This is a genomic window from Dactylosporangium sp. NPDC049140 (assembly GCF_040648435.1).
This window is the reverse complement of the sequence record NZ_JBEZDS010000011.1, coordinates 191,147-207,088: the sequence shown is the minus strand read 5'-3', so window position 1 is coordinate 207,088 and position 15,942 is coordinate 191,147. Positions and strand designations below refer to the sequence as shown.

The following is a 15,942-nucleotide window of genomic DNA, read 5'->3' as shown; positions in this document are numbered from 1 at the left end:
CTCGCCGGTGCCCCGCCCCCTACGGGCGGGGCCTCGCGTTGCGCAGCCGGATGCCGCTGAAGGCCATGCTGCCGGCGATCACCTCGTCCCAGAAGGGCCAGAGGTTGGGCAGCACGCGCAGCTGGATGCCGGCCGCGGCGTGCACGTCGAGCAGGTTGCCGACCGGCTCCGCGGGGCCGAGCGGCACGACGGGCTCCTCGGCCACGTGGGCATGCGAGCCCGGCCCCTCGCCGAACCGGCGGAACCGCTCGGCGGCGAACCGGTACGCGTACAGCCGCGTGGTGCGCATGGCGTCGAGCCAGCCGAACTCGATGGCGTGCACGCGGTCGCCGCAGCCGGCCCCGGCGATGCGCTCCCGGTCGGCGTCGGTGGTCGTGTCCGTCGCCCAGGCGAGGGCGCGCGGGCACTGCCGCGGGAACCAGTAGTCGGGCGCGCGGGCGGCGTCGACGGCCCAGACGTAGGCCTCGGGCTGCCGGGCGGTCGCGGCCACGTGCGGGACGAACCGCTCGATCGTCGGGTCCTCCGAGAAGTGCAGCACCTGCCCCGGCTCCGGCCGCACGACGGCCCTCAGCCGGCGGCGACGTCGAGGAGGTACCAGTTGCCCTCGACCAGCGCCGCGGAGAGCAGGACACGCCAGCCGGTCCGGGCCTGGGCGGCGATCTCCGGCGGCACCGCGACCGCCCCGATCTGCTCGAACGTGATCTCGCGCCTGCCGATGGCGACGACGGCCCGGTGCTCGTCCTCGACCATCTCCTCGGCGAGCTCGACGAGCTCGGCCGGGTCGGGGGCGTCCGGGTCGTTGGCGACGTGCTCGCCGAGCGCCTCGACGAAGTCCTCGAGCGACGTGCCCGCCTCATCCGGCTCCTGAGCATCGGCCTGCTCCTGAGCCGGCGGGGTCGGCTCCTCGGCCGCCGCGACCGGCTCCTCGGCCGCCCGGACCAGATCCTGGGCCACCGTCAGCTCCGGGTAGTCGCCCGACCACGCCCAGCTGACCTCGTGCTGCCGGGTCGCGGCGCGCAGCCGGTCCCACAGCCCGCCCTCGCCGCCGCCGCGCACGTAGTCGCTGTGCACCCGCACCTCGACCACCGTCGGGCGGGTCAGGCACTCCAGGCCCGCGACGACCGCGGTGAGCGCCATCCGGTCGGCGGGCGCGCCGGGCTCGCCGCCCTGGACCTCGCGCCGGTGCCGCCCGTACGTCAGGACCGCCGCCCAGGCCCCGCCGGCCCCGGCCGCGTGAACAAAGGCCTGCTTGGAAGTGTCATCGACCACCGGCCCATCTTCGCACCCGCCGCCGCGATGACTCCGGTCCCCCGCTGCGGTCAGTACCGGTGAGCACAACTTCTGGAGGACCGGTGGACAGCAGGGAACGGACGAGCGCGGGGCAGCGCTGGGTGCTGGGGCTCAGCGCGCTCGGGGCGGTGATGGTGGCGCTGGACGCGCTGGTGGTCGCGGCCGCGCTGAGCACGATCAGGCGGGACCTCGGCGCCTCGATCGAGCAGCTGGAGTGGACGGTGAACGCGTACAGCCTGAGCTTCGCGATGCTCATGGTGACCGCGGCGGTGGCCGGGGACCGGTGGGGGCGCCGGCGCACCTACGCGGCCGGCCTGGCGCTGTTCTGCGTCGCGTCGGCGGCGTGCGCGCTGGCGCCGTCGATGCCGGCGCTGATCGCGGCCCGGGCGGTGCAGGGCGCCGGGGCGGCGGTCGTGATGCCGCTCGCGATGAGCCTGCTCGGGGTGGCCTTCCCGCCCGAGCGCCGGGGCTGGGCGATCGGGATCTTCAGCGGGCTGACCGGGCTGGCGGTGCTGGGTGGCCCGGTGCTCGGCGGCGTGGTGACCGAGGGCCTGGCCTGGCAGTGGATCTTCTGGATCAACGTGCCGGTCGGGGCGGTGGCGATTCCGCTGGTGTACCGCATGATCCCGGAGAGCCGCGGGGTTGTGCGCCGGCTCGACCCGGCGGGCCTGGTGCTCGTCACCCTGGCCGTGCTCGCGCTCGTCTGGGGCGTCGTGCGCGGCCCGGCGGCCGGCTGGGGCGGTCCCGAGGTGCTCGGCGCGCTCGCGGCCGGGGTACTGCTACTGGCCGCGTTCGCCGCGTGGGAGCGGCGCGCGCCGCAGCCGATGGTGCCGACGGCGTTCTTCCGGGTGCGCTCCTTCACCGCCGGCAACGCCGCGGGGCTGCTGCTGACCGCGGCGCTCTTCGGTGCCGTCTTCTTCAACGCGCAGTACATGCAGAACGTCCTGGGCTCGGGCCCGGCCCGGGCGGGGCTGCAGCTGCTGCCCTGGACGGCGACGCTGTTCCTGGTCGCGCCGCTGGCCGGCCGGCTGGTCGACCGCCTCGGCGAGCGCCCACTGGCCGTGACCGGGCTGGCGCTGCAGGCGGCCGGGATGCTCTGGATCGCCGCGGTCGGCGGCGATGCGAGCTACCCCGAGCTCATCGCGCCGTTCGTGCTCGCCGGGTGCGGGGTGTCGATGGCCATGCCGGCCACTCAGAGCGCGAGCATCGGGGCGCTGCCGCGGGAGGCGGTGGGGATCGCCTCGGGCATCTACAGCATGATGCGCCAGCTCGGTGGCGTGGCCGGCGTCGCCGTGCTGTCCGCGGTCTTCACGGCCTCCGGCGGGTACGATGCGTTCGCTCCCGCATACGGCCGCGCGATGGTCGCGTGCGGGGTACTGTCGCTGCTCGGAGCCGTGGCCGGCCTCGGCATCGCGGCCCGCCCGGCCCTGGTGCGGGAGATGGTTTCGACGTGAACATCGAGGACGAGTTCGGGCGGCGCCGCGGCGAGCTGCTCGCGCACTGTTACCACATGCTCGGCTCGCTGCACGACGCCGAGGACGCCGTGCAGGAGACCTACCTGCGGGCGTGGCGCGGGTTCGCCCGGTTCGAGCGGCGCTCGTCGGTCAAGACGTGGCTGTACCGCATCGCGACCCGGGTCTGCCTCAACGCGCTCGCGCACAGCAGCCGCCGGATGGTGCCCTCGGCCCTCGGGGCGCCCGGCACCGACCCGGACGACCTCGAGCCGCGAATCCCGGAGGCGAGCTGGCTGGAGCCGTTCCCCGACCTCGTCGGGCCCGACCCGGCGCTGGTCGTCGGCGCGCGGCAGTCGCTGCGCCTGGCGATGGTCGCCGCGCTGCAGCACCTGCCGCCCCGGCAGCGGGCGGTGCTGATCCTGCGCGACGTGCTCGTCTGGCCGGCCGCCGACGTGGCGGGGCTGCTGGAGACGAGCCCGGCGGCGGTCAACAGCTCGCTGCAGCGGGCCCGGGCCGAGCTGGCCCGGCTCGCCCCGCACGAGGAGGAGATCGGCGAGCCGGCCGAGCCCACGCGCCGGGCGCTGCTCGACCGGTACGCCGACGCGTTCGAACGCGCCGACCTGGCCGCCCTGGAGGGCCTCCTGACCGCGGACGTGCGATGGGAGATGCCGCCGGTGCCGACCTGGTTCGCCGGCCGGCCCGACGTGCTGCGGCTGCTGCGTGCGAAGCTGCTGCCCGAGCCCGGCGCCCGCGTGCTGGTGCCGACCGGGGCGAACGGGCAGCCGGCGTTCGCGTGGTACGTCCGCGACCCCGACGGCGTCCACCGCGCGCACACGATCCAGGTGCTGACCCTGTCGGGCGCCCGGGTCCGCGCGGTGCTCGCGTTCCACCGGGCCGACCTGTTCGACGCGTTCGGCCTGCCCGGCACGCTCCGCCACCCGCAGCCGGCGGCCGCCCGCCGATGAGGAACGGGGGCGCCGGGCCACCGGCGCCCCCGCGCGGTCATGACGCCTGTGTGCCCACGGCCGCGCCCGGTCATCCGTGCGACGGTGGTCACCGGGTGGATCAGCCGACGGTGTTCACCGGGGACTGCGGGCGCCGGCCGGTGAGCACCCGGACGGCCTCCTCGGCGGCGACGGCCCGCACCGTGCGCAGCGACTGCTCGGAGTAGTACGCGGCGTGCGGGGTGACGATGGCGTTCGGCAGCTGCAGCAGCCGGTTGTCCGGGCGCCAGTCGCGCTGCTTGGCCGGCTCCTCCTCGAGGTCGTCGAGGGCGGCCGCGGCGATGGTGCGGTGCGCCAGGGCGTCGGCGAGGGCGGCGTCCTCGACGATCGGGCCGCGGGCGGTGTTGACGAGTACCGCGGAAGGCTTCATCCGGGCCAGCGTCGCGCGGTCGAACAGGTGGTGGGTGTCGCGGGTCAGCGGGGCCTGGATGACGAGGTAGTCCGACTCCTCGACCAGCGTGTCGAACGAGACCGGGCGCACGCCGGCGGCGCGGACGCGCTCCTCGGCGACGAACGGGTCGTGGCTTCGCAGCTCCACGCCGAAGGGCCGGGCCCGCTCGGCGATCAGCTCGGCGATGGCGCCGAAGCCCAGGATGCCGAAGACCCGCCCGCGCAGCCGCCAGATCGGCTCGCCGGTCTGCCACTGCCACTCGCCGGCCCGGGTGGCGGTGTCGTACTCGTTGATCTTCCGCGCGGCGCACAGCCACAGGGCGATCGCGTGGTCGGCGACCTCCTCGGCGCACCAGTCGTTCGGCGCGTTCGTCACCTGGATGCCGTGCCGGGTGGCCGCGTCGACGTCGACGATGTCGACCCCGGTGCCGTACCGGGCGATCACCCGGACGTCGGGCAGCTGGTCCATGGCGGCCGCGCCGATGTGGGCGTACTGGGTGAGGATGCCCCCGGCGCCGCGGCCGTAGCGGATGACCTCCTCCTCGGACTTGCACTGGCGCACGTCCAGGGCGAATCCGGCCTCCTCGATGATGGCGCGCTCGATGTCCGCATCGCCGAAGTCGGAGTCGGCGATCATGATGGTGCCGCGGTCAGTGTGAGTCACGGGGCAGTCCCTTCGTGTGCACGACGTCGCGGTAGGCGACGGCGAAGTCGAGGCAGCTTCCGGTGTCCATCTGGCCGGTGTGCGCCCGGAACAGCTCCTGCCAGGGCGTCTGGTTTTCCAGCGGCGGCGGCGTGTACGCGCGCCACCGTTCGGCGATCTCGTCGTCGTCGATGTCGGCGTCGAGGCGGTGGGCGGCGACGTCGAGCGTGATGCGGTCGCCGGTGCGCAGGATCGCGAGGTTGCCGCCGACCGCCGCCTCCGGGCTCGCGTTGAGGATCGACGGGGCGTCGGACGTGCCGCTCTGCCGGCCGTCGCCCAGGGTCGGGATCGCGTCGACGCCGCGCAGGATCAGGGCCGTGGGCGGCTGCATGTTCACGACCTCGGCCGAGCCCGGGTAGCCGATCGGCCCGGTGTTGCGTACCACCAGGATGCAGTGCTCGTCGATCTCCAGCGCCGGGTCGTCGATGCGCCGGTGGTAGTCCTCGGGCCCGTCGAAGACCACCGCGCGCCACGTCACCGTGGGCGCGGCCTGCAGCCGGGCCCGCAGGTCCCCGATCAGCACCGACATCTTCATCATCGCCGAGCGGAACAGGTTGCCGTGCAGCACGAGGAAGCCGCCGCGGGGCGCGAACGCGTCGTCGTAGGTCGCGATGACGTCGGGGTCGCCGCTGGTCGCGTCGCGCACGTTGGCACCGATCGTGCGGCCGTTCACGGTCATCGCGCCGGCGTGCAGGCGGCCGGCGTCGAGCAGCGCCCGCATCACCGCCGGCACGCCGCCGGCGCGGTGGAAGTCCTCGCCGAGGTACTCCCCGGCCGGGGCGCAGTTGGCCAGGATCGGCACGTCGCCGCCGACGCGCTCCCAGTCGTCGTTGGTCAGCTCCACGCCGGTGTGGCGGGCGATCGCGACGAGGTGGATCGGGCAGTTGGTGGAGCCGGCGATCGCGGCGGTGGTGACGATCGCGTTCTCGAACGCCTCCCGGGTCATGATGGCGCGCGGGGTGAGGTCGGAGCCGACCAGCTCCACGGCGCGCCGGCCGGTGTCGTAGGCGATCTGGCCGCGCTCGCGGTACGGGGCCGGGATCGCGGCGCAGCCGGGCAGCGACATCCCGAGCGCCTCGGCGATGCTGTTCATCGACAGGGCGGTACCCATGGTGTTGCAGTGCCCGGCGCTCGGCGCCGAGCGCGCCACCCGGTCCATGAACTCGGCGTAGTCGATCTCCCCGGCGGCCAGCAGGCGCCGCGACTGCCAGATGATCAGCCCGGACCCGGCGCGCCGCCCATCGACGTACCCGTTGAGCATGGGGCCGCCGGAGAGCACGATCGCGGGGATGTTGACTGTCGCGGCCGCCATGAGGCACGCCGGCGTCGTCTTGTCGCAGCCCGTGGTCAGCACGACGCCGTCCAGCGGGTAGCCGTACAACACCTCGACCAGGCCGAGGTAGGCGAGGTTGCGGTCCAGGGCGGCGGTGGGGCGCTTGCCGGTCTCCTGCAGCGGGTGTACCGGGAACTCGAGCGGAATGCCGCCGGCGTCACGGATCCCGTCGCGTACCCGTTCGGCCAGCCCGATGTGGTGCCGGTTGCACGGCACCAGGTCGTTGCCGGTCTGCGCGATGCCGATGACGGGCCGGCCGGACTGCAGCTCCGCCGGGGTCAGGCCGAAGTTGAGGTAGCGCTCCAGGTACAGGGCCGTCATGTCGGGGTTCGCCGGGTTGTCCCACCACTGCCGGCTACGCAACGGCGGCGCGGTCATCGCGGGGCCGGGCCTTCCGAGCCGGCCGGGTACTCCTCCAGCGGCACCAGGTCCTTCGCCCAGGCCTCCAGTACCGGCGTGACCACGCGCCAGGACTCCTCGGCCTCGTCCGCGCGGATCGACAGCGCCGTGTCACCCTTGAGCACGTTGAGCAGCAGCCGGCCGTACGGCGGCAGCGCGCCCGGCGCCGGCGTGGCGGCGAGGGTGAGCGGCACGAGCCCGTCGGCATGGGTCGAGGTGCCGGTCAGGTGCAGCGAGACCGTCTCCGGCTCGAGGCCGAAGCGCAGCACGTTGGGCTCGGCCGTGACGCCCTCGCCGAACGGCAGGTGCGGCACGGCCCGGAAGTGGACCGCGATCTCGTGCCGGTTGACCCGCACCGCCTTGGCCGTCCGCAGCCGGAAGACCGTGCCGCGCCAGCGCCAGTTGTCGACCTCGAGCAGCAGCTCCGCGAACGTCTCGGTGTGGTGCGCCGGGTCGACGCCCGGCTCGTCGACGTAGGCGGGCACGCACGCGCCGGCGCTGTAGCGGGCCCGGCGGGTGCGGCGGGCGGCGTCGTCGAGGGTCAGCGGCCGGATCGAGCGCAGGACGTCGACCTTGCGGTCGCGCAGGTCCCGCTCGCCCAGGCTGATCGGCGGCTCCATCGCGACCAGGCACAGCAGCTGCAGCAGGTGGTTCTGCAGCATGTCCTTGAGCGCGCCGACGCCGTCGTAGTACCCCGCCCGGCCCTCCAGCGCCAGCGACTCGTCCCAGATGATGTCGATGCGCTCGATGTGCGAGCTGCTCCAGATCGGCTCCAGCACCCGGTTGGCCAGCCGGACCCCGAGCAGGTTGAGCACCGTCGCCATCGCCACGAAGTGGTCGACCCGGTAGATGCTGCGCTCCTCGTACAGCTCCGACAGCAGCCGGTTGAGCTCGACCGCGTCGTGCAGGCTCTCGCCGAACGGCTTCTCCAGCACGATGGTGCTGCCCTTGGCGGTGCCGGCCGCGTGCAGCGCCGACGCCGTGGCCGGGAAGATCGACGGCGGGAGCGCCAGGTAGGCCGCGACCGGCTCGTCACGCGGGATCGCGGCGGCGAGGGCGTCCGCGTCGGTGACGTCGGCGCGACGGTACCGGGCGGCCGTCGCCACCGCCCGCCGCTGCTCGGCCGGGACGCCGGGCGCGTGCCGGTCGAGCTGCTCGGCGGCCCAGGTGCGGAACGTCTCGTCGGTCCAGTCCTCCCGCCCGACGCCGGTGAGCCCGAACCCCTCGTCGAGGTGCCCGGCGGTGCGCAGCGCGCCGAGGGCGGGCAGCAGGTACCGCGCCGTGAGGTCGCCGGTGGCGCCCAGGATCACCAGTTGCTGGATCATCTCGCCAGTCCTTCCTTCGCTCGTGCGAGGTTGACGCCACTGGCGATCACGCCGATGTGGCTGAACGCCTGCGGGAAGTTCCCGACGAGCTCCCCCGTCGCCGGGTCGACCTGCTCGGACAGCAGGCCGAGCGGGCTCGCCCGGCCGCACAGCGAGGTGTAGAGCGCCTCGGCCTCCTCGAGGCGCCCCTGGCCGGTCAGGTTGTCCACGAGCCAGAAGCTGCAGAGCAGGAACGCGCCCTCGTCGCCGGCGATGCCGTCCGGGGACTCGTCGTGGCGGTAGCGGTACAGCAGCCCGTCGCCGGCGCCGAGCCGCTCGGTGACGGCCCGGGTCGTCGCCACCATCCGCGGATGGTCGGCCGCGATGACGTGCCGCAGCGGCAGGGCCAGGAGGCTGGCGTCGACCCCGCCGTCCCCGCCGAGGTGCTCGGAGATCGTCTGCGCCCCCTCGTCCCACGCGTCCTCGACGATCGCGCGGCGGATCTCGGCGGCCTCGTCCCACCACCGCGGCGCCGGGCCGGGCAGCCCCAGCCGGTCCGCCATCGTGGCCGCGCGGTCGAGGGCCACCTGGCACAGGGCGGCCGAGTAGGTGAAGACCTGACCCTCGTTGCGCACTTCCCAGATGCCCTGGTCGGGCTGGCGCCACGTCCGGGCGGCCGCGTCCGCCAGCCCGGAGAGCCCGGCCCACAGTCCCGGGTCGACCTCGCCGCCGGCCCGCGACCACTGGTCGGCGCAGTCCAGGATCTCCCCGTAGACGTCGTGCTGGCGCTGGTCGGCGGCGCCGTTGCCCCAGCGGACCGGGGCCGAGCCACGGTACCCGCCGAGCGCCGCGTCGATCCGCTCGTCCGGGACCGGGCCGCCGGCGAGCGTGTACATGATCCGCGGGCGGCGGCTCTGCTCGAAGGCGTCGAGGACCCAGCCGAGGAACGCGTCGGCCTCGCCGCGGAAGCCGATGCGCCGCAGGGCGAAGACGGCGAAGGCGGCGTCGCGGATCCAGGCGTAGCGGTAGTCCCAGTTGCGCACCCCGCCGACCGGCGCCGGCAGCGAGGAGGTCGGCGCGGCCGCGACCGAGCCGTTGACCCAGTGGTCGCACAGCTTGAGCGTGACCGCGGCCCGGCGGACCATCGCCTCCTGGGGTCCGTCGTACCCGAAGCCGGTCATCCAGCGCCGCCAGGCCGCGGCCGTCTGCTCGAGGCTGGCCGCGGCGTCGAGCCGGTGGTGGCGGTGGATCCGGCCCCACGACAGCACCAGCTCCAGCCGGTCGCCCTGGGCGAGGTCGTAGCGGTTGGTGAGCCCGCCGTCGAGCGGATGGCTGGAGCGCAGGTGCAGCCGCACCCCGGGCCGCCGCGCCGCCTGGATCTCCAGCCCGCCCAGCGCGGCCCGGGCCGCGCCGCCCCCGCGCGGCTGCACGTCGACCCGCAGCTCCACGGCGCCGTCGAGCACCTCGACGAGCCGGACGAGCTCGCCCCGGTCGGCCGGGGTGTCCTCGGTGAGGTCGGCGCCCGAGCGCAGCGCCAGCGCGTCGGTGATGCGCACGAGCCCGCCGGCGGTGCGCAGCTCCGTCTCGAGCACGCCGGAGTCGGGGCGGTACCGCTGCCGTCCCTCGACGACGCCGTCGGGCGCCACGGCGAACCGCCCGCCGCCGGCGTGGTCGAGCAGGCCGGAGAACAGCGGATCGGCGTCGAACGCCGGCACGCACAGCCAGTGCACGTTGCCGTCGAGGCCGACGAGGGCGGCCGTCGCCCCGTCCCCGATCAGCCCGAGATCCTCCAGCGGCGGGAATCCGTCGCGCAGGCGCAGCGGACGAAAGGACGGTTCGAGATCCAGCATCCCGCTGCCTCCACGGTACGACGACCGGGCGTGCCTACCCGGCCCCGCGGACGCCTAACGCGACGGCCGCCCCGGCGTGCCGGCGGGCGGCCGTGACCACCTGGGCCGCACCCGCGAGGGTGAGCACCGCGACCGCGCCGAACGCGACAAGGGTCGCCGCGTCGGGGTGCAGCACCGACTGCCCGCGCGCGGCCTGCCAGCTCAGGATCGTGAACACGCCGGCATAGCCGAACCCGGCGGCCCCGACCAGCCGGGCCCGGACCCGCTCCGCGCGCAGCCACGCCCGCCGGGTCGCGAGCACGTTCAGGACCGCGGCGACCGCCAGGAGCACCTGGATCGCGTGCAGACCGGCGAAGTGCGGCACGCGCAGGTCGCCGCCGGTCGTGCTCCAGTTCGTCAGGAACATGCCGTGCCCGTCCGGATCGCCGACGCCGTGCGCGCCGACCAGCGACACCGCGTGCCCGTTCGCGTCGATCTCCGTACGCGGCGCCGGACCGGCGGAGCCGCTCAGCCACAGCGCCACGACCATACCGGCGAACGCGAGCCCGAGCCCGGCGCGCAGGGCCCGCTCGAGGGCCCGGTCGCCGGTCCGCTGGATCAGCAGCAGGATCGCGATCACCAGCGTGGCGAGCAGCAACGGCATGATGCCGAAGGAGAACACGGTCTGCACGGTCCGGGCCACGTCATCGGTGTCCCGGTTGAAGTGGCTGAACGTCCCGTGCGCGGCGGCCCAGGTCACCGCCCCGACGTCGAGCACCCCGGCGACCGCGAACACGGTCCCGACCCACCATCCGGCGCGCCGGCCCCGGGTCAGCCGGGTGAGCAGCCATGCCAGCGTCAGGCTGTAGACGCCCATGGCCACGCCGAACTTCATCGGCTTGGCCCACACGGGCTCGCCGAGCAGCCGCCGGTCGTCGGCGAACAGCCCCACCGCGGAGACGACCGCCAACCCGAACATGAGCAGTGCGTGGCCCACCAGCGGCCGGTGCCAGGCCCGCACCGCTCGGCCGAACCTCGTGAGGACGTTCATCGGGCGCTCCAGACCGCGATGCCGAATAGATGCCCTCAGCGTCGGCGTTCCGCCCGCCGGTGACCATCCGACCACCCCCCGGACGCGACCGGGGGCTATCCCCCGTGGAAGAACGCGCGGATGTCCGCGGCGAGCAGGTCCGGCACCTCCATGGCGGCGAAGTGGCCGCCGCGCTCGAGCTCCGTCCAGTGCCTGATGTCGTACAGCCGCTCGGCCAGCGGCCGCACCGACTGGGTGATGTCGTGCGGGAGCACCGCCACGCCGACCGGCACCGGGCACGGCTCGATCCGCCGCGGCGTCTCGCGGGCCAGCCGCGCCGCGGACGCGGCGGTGCCGGTCAGCCAGTACAGCGAGACGTCGGTGAGCATCCGCTCGTCGCTGATCGGCGCGGCCGGGTCCGTCCACTGCGCGAAGCGCTCGGCGATCCAGACCAGCTGACCCACGGGCGAGTCGGTCAGCGCGTAGCCGATCGTCTGCGGGGTGAGGGCCTGCAGCGCCTGGTACGGCGGGCGGTTCGCCATCAGGTGCCGGATCTTGTCCAGCCGGGCCTCGTCGGCCGCGGACAGCTCGAGGCCGGCGGCCGGGTCGGGCCGTGTCGGCAGGTAGTTGACGTGCACCCCGGTGACCCGCTCGGGGGCGACCGCACCGAGCGCCAGGGAGATGCCTGCGCCGAAGTCGCCGCCCTGCGCGCCGTAGCGCTCGTAGCCCAGCCGGTGCATCAGTTCGGCCCAGGCGTGCGCGACCCGGACGATGTCCCAGCCGCGCTCGTGGGTCGGCCCGGAGAAGCCGAAGCCCGGGATGGACGGGATGACGAGGTGGAAGTCGCGCGCGAGCGGCTCGATCAGGTCGAGGAACTCCAGGAACGAACCGGGCCAGCCGTGGGTCAGGATCAGGGGCAGCGCGTCCGGGTCGGCCGACCGGACGTGGACGAAGTGGATGTTCTGCCCGTCGATCTCGGTGGTGAAGTGCGGAAGCCGGTTGAGCTCGGCCTCGTGCTCGCGCCAGGCGTACCCGGTGCGCCAGTACTCGGCCAGCTCCCGCAGCCGCGCCAGCGGGAAGCCATAGTCCCACCCGGCGCCGGCGACCTCGTTGGGCCAGCGGGTCCGGGCGAGGCGGTCGGCCAGGTCGTCGAGGTCGGCCTGCGGAACGGCGATACGGAACGGGGAGATCATTTGGACTCCTAACGTTTGCGTCACTAACGTTTATACACCGAACGGTGCCGCGAGCGGTTCGTTAGGCTTGTCACATGCAACAGCCGGCCGAGACGACGCCCGCACGGTGGGAGGGCCTGCCCAGCTGGCTGCTCACCCAGACCGCCGCCCATGCGCACCGCCTGGTGGGCGACGGTTTCTCGGCCGCCGACGCCAGGGGGTACCACTACCGCGTGCTGGCCACGCTCGCCGACCTCGGCCCGGCCAGCCAGGCCGATCTGGGCCGCCGCAGCGGCATCCACCTCAGCGACATGGTGGCGACCGTCAACGAGCTCGCCGACCGCGACCTGGTGGAGCGGGCCCCGGACCCCGCCGACCGGCGGCGCAACATCGTCTCGCTGACCACGGCGGGGCGGCGGCAGTTGCGACGGCTGGAGCAGCGGCTGGCCGAGGTGCAGGACGAGCTACTGGCGCCCCTGCCGCCCGCGGACCGGCGGCGGCTCACCGAGCTGCTGGCAACGCTGCTGGAGCACCACAATCAGCGCCACCCCTGAGGGAGCTACTCGGCGGCGTAGCGGCGGCTGAGGCGGCGGTACGGCCGGGAGCGCATCGCGATCGCGGTGGCGACGATGCCGACCACGCCGGTGAGGACGAACACGAGCGCGATGCCGCGGTCGGCACCGGTGCCGAACCAGTCGCCGATCGCGCGCGCGCCGAGCCCGTCGGTCATGAACGGGATGAACACGAACTGCGCCACCGGGGCGATCAGGAACGCGGTCAGCGGCGACGCCGACTGCTCGACGCTCTGCGCGAACCCGAACACCCGCCCCTGCCGCTCGTACGGGACCACCTTCTGCAGGATCGTCTGCTCCGCGGCCTCGGCGTACGGGACCAGGAGCATGTAGACGTACATCCCGGCGGCGAGCAGCACGATCGAGGAGCGCAGCGGGAAGAGCAGCGTCACCGTCCACAGCACGAGGTTCACCGCGAGCAGCAGCCAGACCGGGTTGCGGCCGAGGCCGGTGCGCGCGATGAGCAGGCCGCCCACGATCAGGCCGGTGCTGAGCGCGCCCCACAGCAGGCCCCACGCCTGCACCGAGACGAGCGACAGACCGTACGCGTCCATGAGCGCCATGAACACGCCGCCGAGGAAGTTGTTGAACGCGGAGAAGACGATGAGCGCGCCGAGGCCGGGCACCTGGGCCACGATGCGCAGCGTGCCGCGCAGGTCGACGCGGCCGCGCCCCTCGCTCGCCCCGGCGGCGGCCGCCCGCTCGTCGATCCGCACCGCGGCGAGGTGCGCGAGCGCCAGCGTGAGCACGCCGACCGCGAGGACGAGCACCCACGTCATGCCGCCGGCCGCGACGAGCACGCCGCTGATGACCGACGTGACGAGGAACGTGACCCCGGAGGTGGTACCGACGAGCCCGTTGGCCCGGTCGCGGCTGTCCTCCTCGACGAGCACGGTGACGAGCGTCGGCAGCGCGATGGTGCGGATGTTGCCGGCGATGACCCCGAGCATGAGCAGCACGATGAGCACCCAGAGGCGGCCGCCGGCCGGGTCCCGGAACGCGCCTGCGGGCGCCGTCTCGTGCACGGCGAGCGCCAGAACGTACAACAGCAGCGAGACGCCCGCGGAGACCTGCATCATCGCCTTCTTGCCCCGGTGGTCGACGAGGCTGCCGAACCAGATCCCGGTGGCGGCGGTCAGCACCAGGAAGATCCCGGAGACGACCCCGGTCGCGAAGACCGAGCGGGTCTCGAGGAACACGTAGAACGTGATCGCGAACCACACCGTGAAGTTGATCACCGACACGAGCAGGGTGCTCACGAGCAGGTGGAAGAAGGCCGGCCGGTCTCCGCGGATGGTCATCCCCCGACCGTATGACCTGAACCCGGGTTGATGTCCAGCGATTGCGGCCCGCCGCGCCTTCTCCGCCGCCGCGCCGGTACGGTCGCGGGATGGACGATCTCGAGCTCGCGGAGGAGCTACGCGTCTCGATCGGGGACTTCGTGCGGCGGGTGCGCGTGCACGACCGGATGCCGCCGGGCCAGGCGGCCGCGCTCGGGCACCTCGACCGGGGCGGGCCGCTCACCATCGCCGAGCTGGCGCGGCGCGAACAGGTCAAGCACCAGTCGATGACGCGCACCGTGAACCTGCTCGAGGGGCTCGGCCGGGTCGCGCTGCGGGCCGACGACCGCGACGCCCGGCAGCTGCTCGTGGCCATCACCGCGGCCGGACGCGCCGCGCTCGGCGAGGAGCGCGGGCAGCGGGCCGCCGCGATCGCCCGGGCCATGCACGACGACCTGGACGAGTCGGAGCGCGAGGTGCTGCGGCGGTTGCCGGCCATCATCCGCAAGCTGGAGCCATGACATTGCTTACAGTTCAGCTGTACAGCATTGCTGTATATTCGACGTCATGCGATTGACGAAGTACGCCCACGCCTGCGTCGCCCTGCACAAGGACGGGCGCACGATCGTGCTCGACCCGGGAACGTTCACGCCCGAGGCCCGGCCGGTCGTCGCCACCGCGGACGCCGTGCTCATCACCCACGAGCACTTCGACCACGTCGACGAGGAGCTGCTGCGGGCGCACCCCGACCTGCCCGTGTACGGCCCGGCGGCGGTCCGGGCGAAGCTCGGCGAGCGCGTCACGGTCATCGCACCCGGCGACGAGCTGGACGTGGCCGGCTTCACCGTGAGCGGCCACGGCGGCCGGCACGCCCCGATCCACGCCGACATCCCCCGGGTCGACAACGTCGGGCTGCTGGTCGACGGCACGGTCTACCACCCGGGCGACTCGTACCACGCGCCGGCCGCGCCCGTGCGCGTGCTCCTGCTGCCGACGAGCGGCCCGTGGACGAAGCTGGGCGAGGCCGCCGACTTCGTGCGCGCGGTCAAGCCGGAGCGGGTACTGCAGATCCACGAGCTGATGCTGAGCGACCTCGGCCAGGCCTCGACCGCGAACATCCTCGGCGAGCACGGCCTCACCGGCGTGCCGATCGAGCGCCTGAGCCCCGGCGAGAGCACAGCGGTCATCTGAACGTCGTGCGGTAGGCCTGCGGCGTCACACCGGTCGCGCGCTTGAACTGGGCGCGGAAGTTCGTCGGCGACGCGAAGCCGGCCAGGTGGGCGATGCGCTCCACCCCGTGCTCGGTCGTCTCCAGCAGCTCCTGCGCCCGCCGCACGCGCGCCGCGGCCAGCCACTGCATCGGGCTGCGCCCGGTCTCCTCGTGGAAGCGGCGGTTCAGCGTGCGCACGCTCAGCCCGGCGTGCGCGGCAATCCCGGCCAGGCTCAGGTCCCGGTGCGCGTGCTCCTCCAGCCAGGCGAGCACCGGGCCGATCCCGACGCCGTCCGGCGGGGCGGACGGGCGGGCGATGTACTGCGCCTGGCCCCCGTCCCGGTGCAGCGGCGCGACCGCGAGCCGGGACGCGTGCGCGGCGGCCGCGGCGCCGTGATCCCGGCGCACCAGGTGCAGGCACATGTCGACGCCGGCGGTCGCCCCGGCCGAGGTGATGAACTGTCCACTGTCGACGTAGAGCACGTCGGGGTCGAGGTCGACGGCCGGGTACCGGCGGCGGAACTCCCCGGCGGCGGCCCAGTGCGTGGTGGCGCGCCGGCCGTCGAGGAGCCCGGCCTCGGCCAGGGTGAACGCCCCGACGCAGATGGACGCGATCCGGATCCCGGCCGCCGCGGCCGACCGCAGCGCGTCGAGGGTCACGCGGTCGAGCGGCTCGTCGACGTTGCGCCCGGGCACGACGATCGTGCCGGCCCGCGCGAGCGCGTCGAGCCCGTGCGGCACCTCGAGCCGCAGCGGGCCCGCGGCCACCGAGGGGGTGGCCGCGCAGACCTCGACTCGGTACCCGGGCACCCGCCCGAGCGTCTCGATCGGCGTCGCGAGGTCGAACGCGATCGTGTCGGGCAGCGCAAGCACCATCACCGTGTGCACGAGACCCCCTGGCAGGAAACAGCCGGACAACGGCAATCCTGCCACTGGGCGCGCGCGTCGCGCACGGCGAGCATCGTTCGTGTG

Annotated in this window: 15 protein-coding genes; 5 read left to right on the top strand and 10 right to left on the bottom strand. The window is 74.1% G+C overall.

Annotated features, from left to right (window positions below; translation table 11 throughout):
- Positions 1-19: 19 nt before the first annotated feature.
- Together AB0B76_RS20655 and AB0B76_RS20650 are read right to left on the bottom strand one after the other, a co-directional pair.
- Positions 20-559 (bottom strand): DUF6886 family protein, encoded by a 540-nt coding sequence (locus AB0B76_RS20655; RefSeq protein WP_360377308.1) that lies wholly within the window; start codon positions 557-559, stop codon positions 20-22.
- Positions 560-567: 8 nt separating this feature from the next.
- Complete coding sequence (locus AB0B76_RS20650; protein WP_360377305.1) at positions 568-1,269, bottom strand: hypothetical protein; 702 nt, start codon at positions 1,267-1,269, stop codon at positions 568-570.
- A gap of 83 nt (positions 1,270-1,352) precedes the next feature.
- On the opposite strand from AB0B76_RS20650, the gene AB0B76_RS20645 reads away from it, so the two are divergent.
- The gene (locus AB0B76_RS20645) at positions 1,353-2,744 is read left to right on the top strand and encodes an MFS transporter (RefSeq protein ID WP_360377302.1); all 1,392 of its coding nucleotides are present in this window, start codon (positions 1,353-1,355) and stop codon (positions 2,742-2,744) included.
- Complete coding sequence (locus AB0B76_RS20640; protein ID WP_360377300.1) at positions 2,741-3,709, top strand: sigma-70 family RNA polymerase sigma factor; 969 nt, start codon at positions 2,741-2,743, stop codon at positions 3,707-3,709. The genes AB0B76_RS20645 and AB0B76_RS20640 overlap by 4 nt, the downstream gene beginning before the upstream one ends.
- Before the next feature lie 100 nt (positions 3,710-3,809).
- Here the strand turns inward: AB0B76_RS20640 and AB0B76_RS20635 are convergent, their stop codons facing one another.
- The 6 genes from AB0B76_RS20635 to AB0B76_RS20610 form a co-directional block, all read right to left on the bottom strand.
- Positions 3,810-4,802 (bottom strand): C-terminal binding protein, encoded by a 993-nt coding sequence (locus tag AB0B76_RS20635; protein WP_360377297.1) that lies wholly within the window; start codon positions 4,800-4,802, stop codon positions 3,810-3,812.
- Positions 4,789-6,537: an IlvD/Edd family dehydratase gene (locus AB0B76_RS20630; protein WP_360377295.1), complete on the bottom strand. Its 1,749-nt coding sequence runs from the start codon at positions 6,535-6,537 to the stop codon at positions 4,789-4,791. The genes AB0B76_RS20635 and AB0B76_RS20630 overlap by 14 nt, the downstream gene beginning before the upstream one ends.
- Positions 6,538-6,548: 11 nt before the next feature.
- Positions 6,549-7,898 (bottom strand): glucose-6-phosphate dehydrogenase, encoded by a 1,350-nt coding sequence (locus AB0B76_RS20625; protein ID WP_360377293.1) that lies wholly within the window; start codon positions 7,896-7,898, stop codon positions 6,549-6,551.
- Entirely contained in the window at positions 7,895-9,727 is a 1,833-nt protein-coding gene (locus AB0B76_RS20620) for a glycoside hydrolase family 15 protein (protein WP_360377290.1), read from the bottom strand. The genes AB0B76_RS20625 and AB0B76_RS20620 overlap by 4 nt, the downstream gene beginning before the upstream one ends.
- A 34-nt stretch (positions 9,728-9,761) precedes the next feature.
- Entirely contained in the window at positions 9,762-10,757 is a 996-nt protein-coding gene (locus tag AB0B76_RS20615; protein WP_360377288.1) for a hypothetical protein, read from the bottom strand.
- 95 nt (positions 10,758-10,852) lie between these two features.
- Positions 10,853-11,929, bottom strand: a complete 1,077-nt coding sequence (locus AB0B76_RS20610; protein WP_360377285.1) for an epoxide hydrolase family protein — start codon at positions 11,927-11,929, stop codon at positions 10,853-10,855.
- Positions 11,930-12,003: 74 nt separating this feature from the next.
- Here AB0B76_RS20610 and AB0B76_RS20605 point away from each other — a divergent pair, with 74 nt between their 5' ends.
- Positions 12,004-12,462: a MarR family winged helix-turn-helix transcriptional regulator gene (locus AB0B76_RS20605; RefSeq protein ID WP_360377283.1), complete on the top strand. Its 459-nt coding sequence runs from the start codon at positions 12,004-12,006 to the stop codon at positions 12,460-12,462.
- Positions 12,463-12,467: 5 nt separating this feature from the next.
- On the opposite strand, the gene AB0B76_RS20600 is transcribed toward AB0B76_RS20605, so the two are convergent.
- Complete coding sequence (locus AB0B76_RS20600) at positions 12,468-13,781, bottom strand: MFS transporter (RefSeq protein WP_360377280.1); 1,314 nt, start codon at positions 13,779-13,781, stop codon at positions 12,468-12,470.
- An 89-nt stretch (positions 13,782-13,870) separates the two neighbouring features.
- Here AB0B76_RS20600 and AB0B76_RS20595 point away from each other — a divergent pair, with 89 nt between their 5' ends.
- Together AB0B76_RS20595 and AB0B76_RS20590 are read left to right on the top strand one after the other, a co-directional pair.
- Positions 13,871-14,281, top strand: coding sequence for a MarR family transcriptional regulator (locus AB0B76_RS20595; RefSeq protein ID WP_360377277.1), 411 nt, complete (start codon positions 13,871-13,873; stop codon positions 14,279-14,281).
- Between the two features lie 46 nt (positions 14,282-14,327).
- Positions 14,328-14,951 (top strand): MBL fold metallo-hydrolase, encoded by a 624-nt coding sequence (locus AB0B76_RS20590; RefSeq protein WP_360377274.1) that lies wholly within the window; start codon positions 14,328-14,330, stop codon positions 14,949-14,951.
- On the opposite strand, the gene AB0B76_RS20585 is transcribed toward AB0B76_RS20590, so the two are convergent.
- Positions 14,944-15,846, bottom strand: coding sequence for a helix-turn-helix domain-containing protein (locus AB0B76_RS20585; RefSeq protein ID WP_360377438.1), 903 nt, complete (start codon positions 15,844-15,846; stop codon positions 14,944-14,946). The genes AB0B76_RS20590 and AB0B76_RS20585 overlap by 8 nt on opposite strands.
- Between the last annotated feature and the right edge of the window lie 96 nt (positions 15,847-15,942).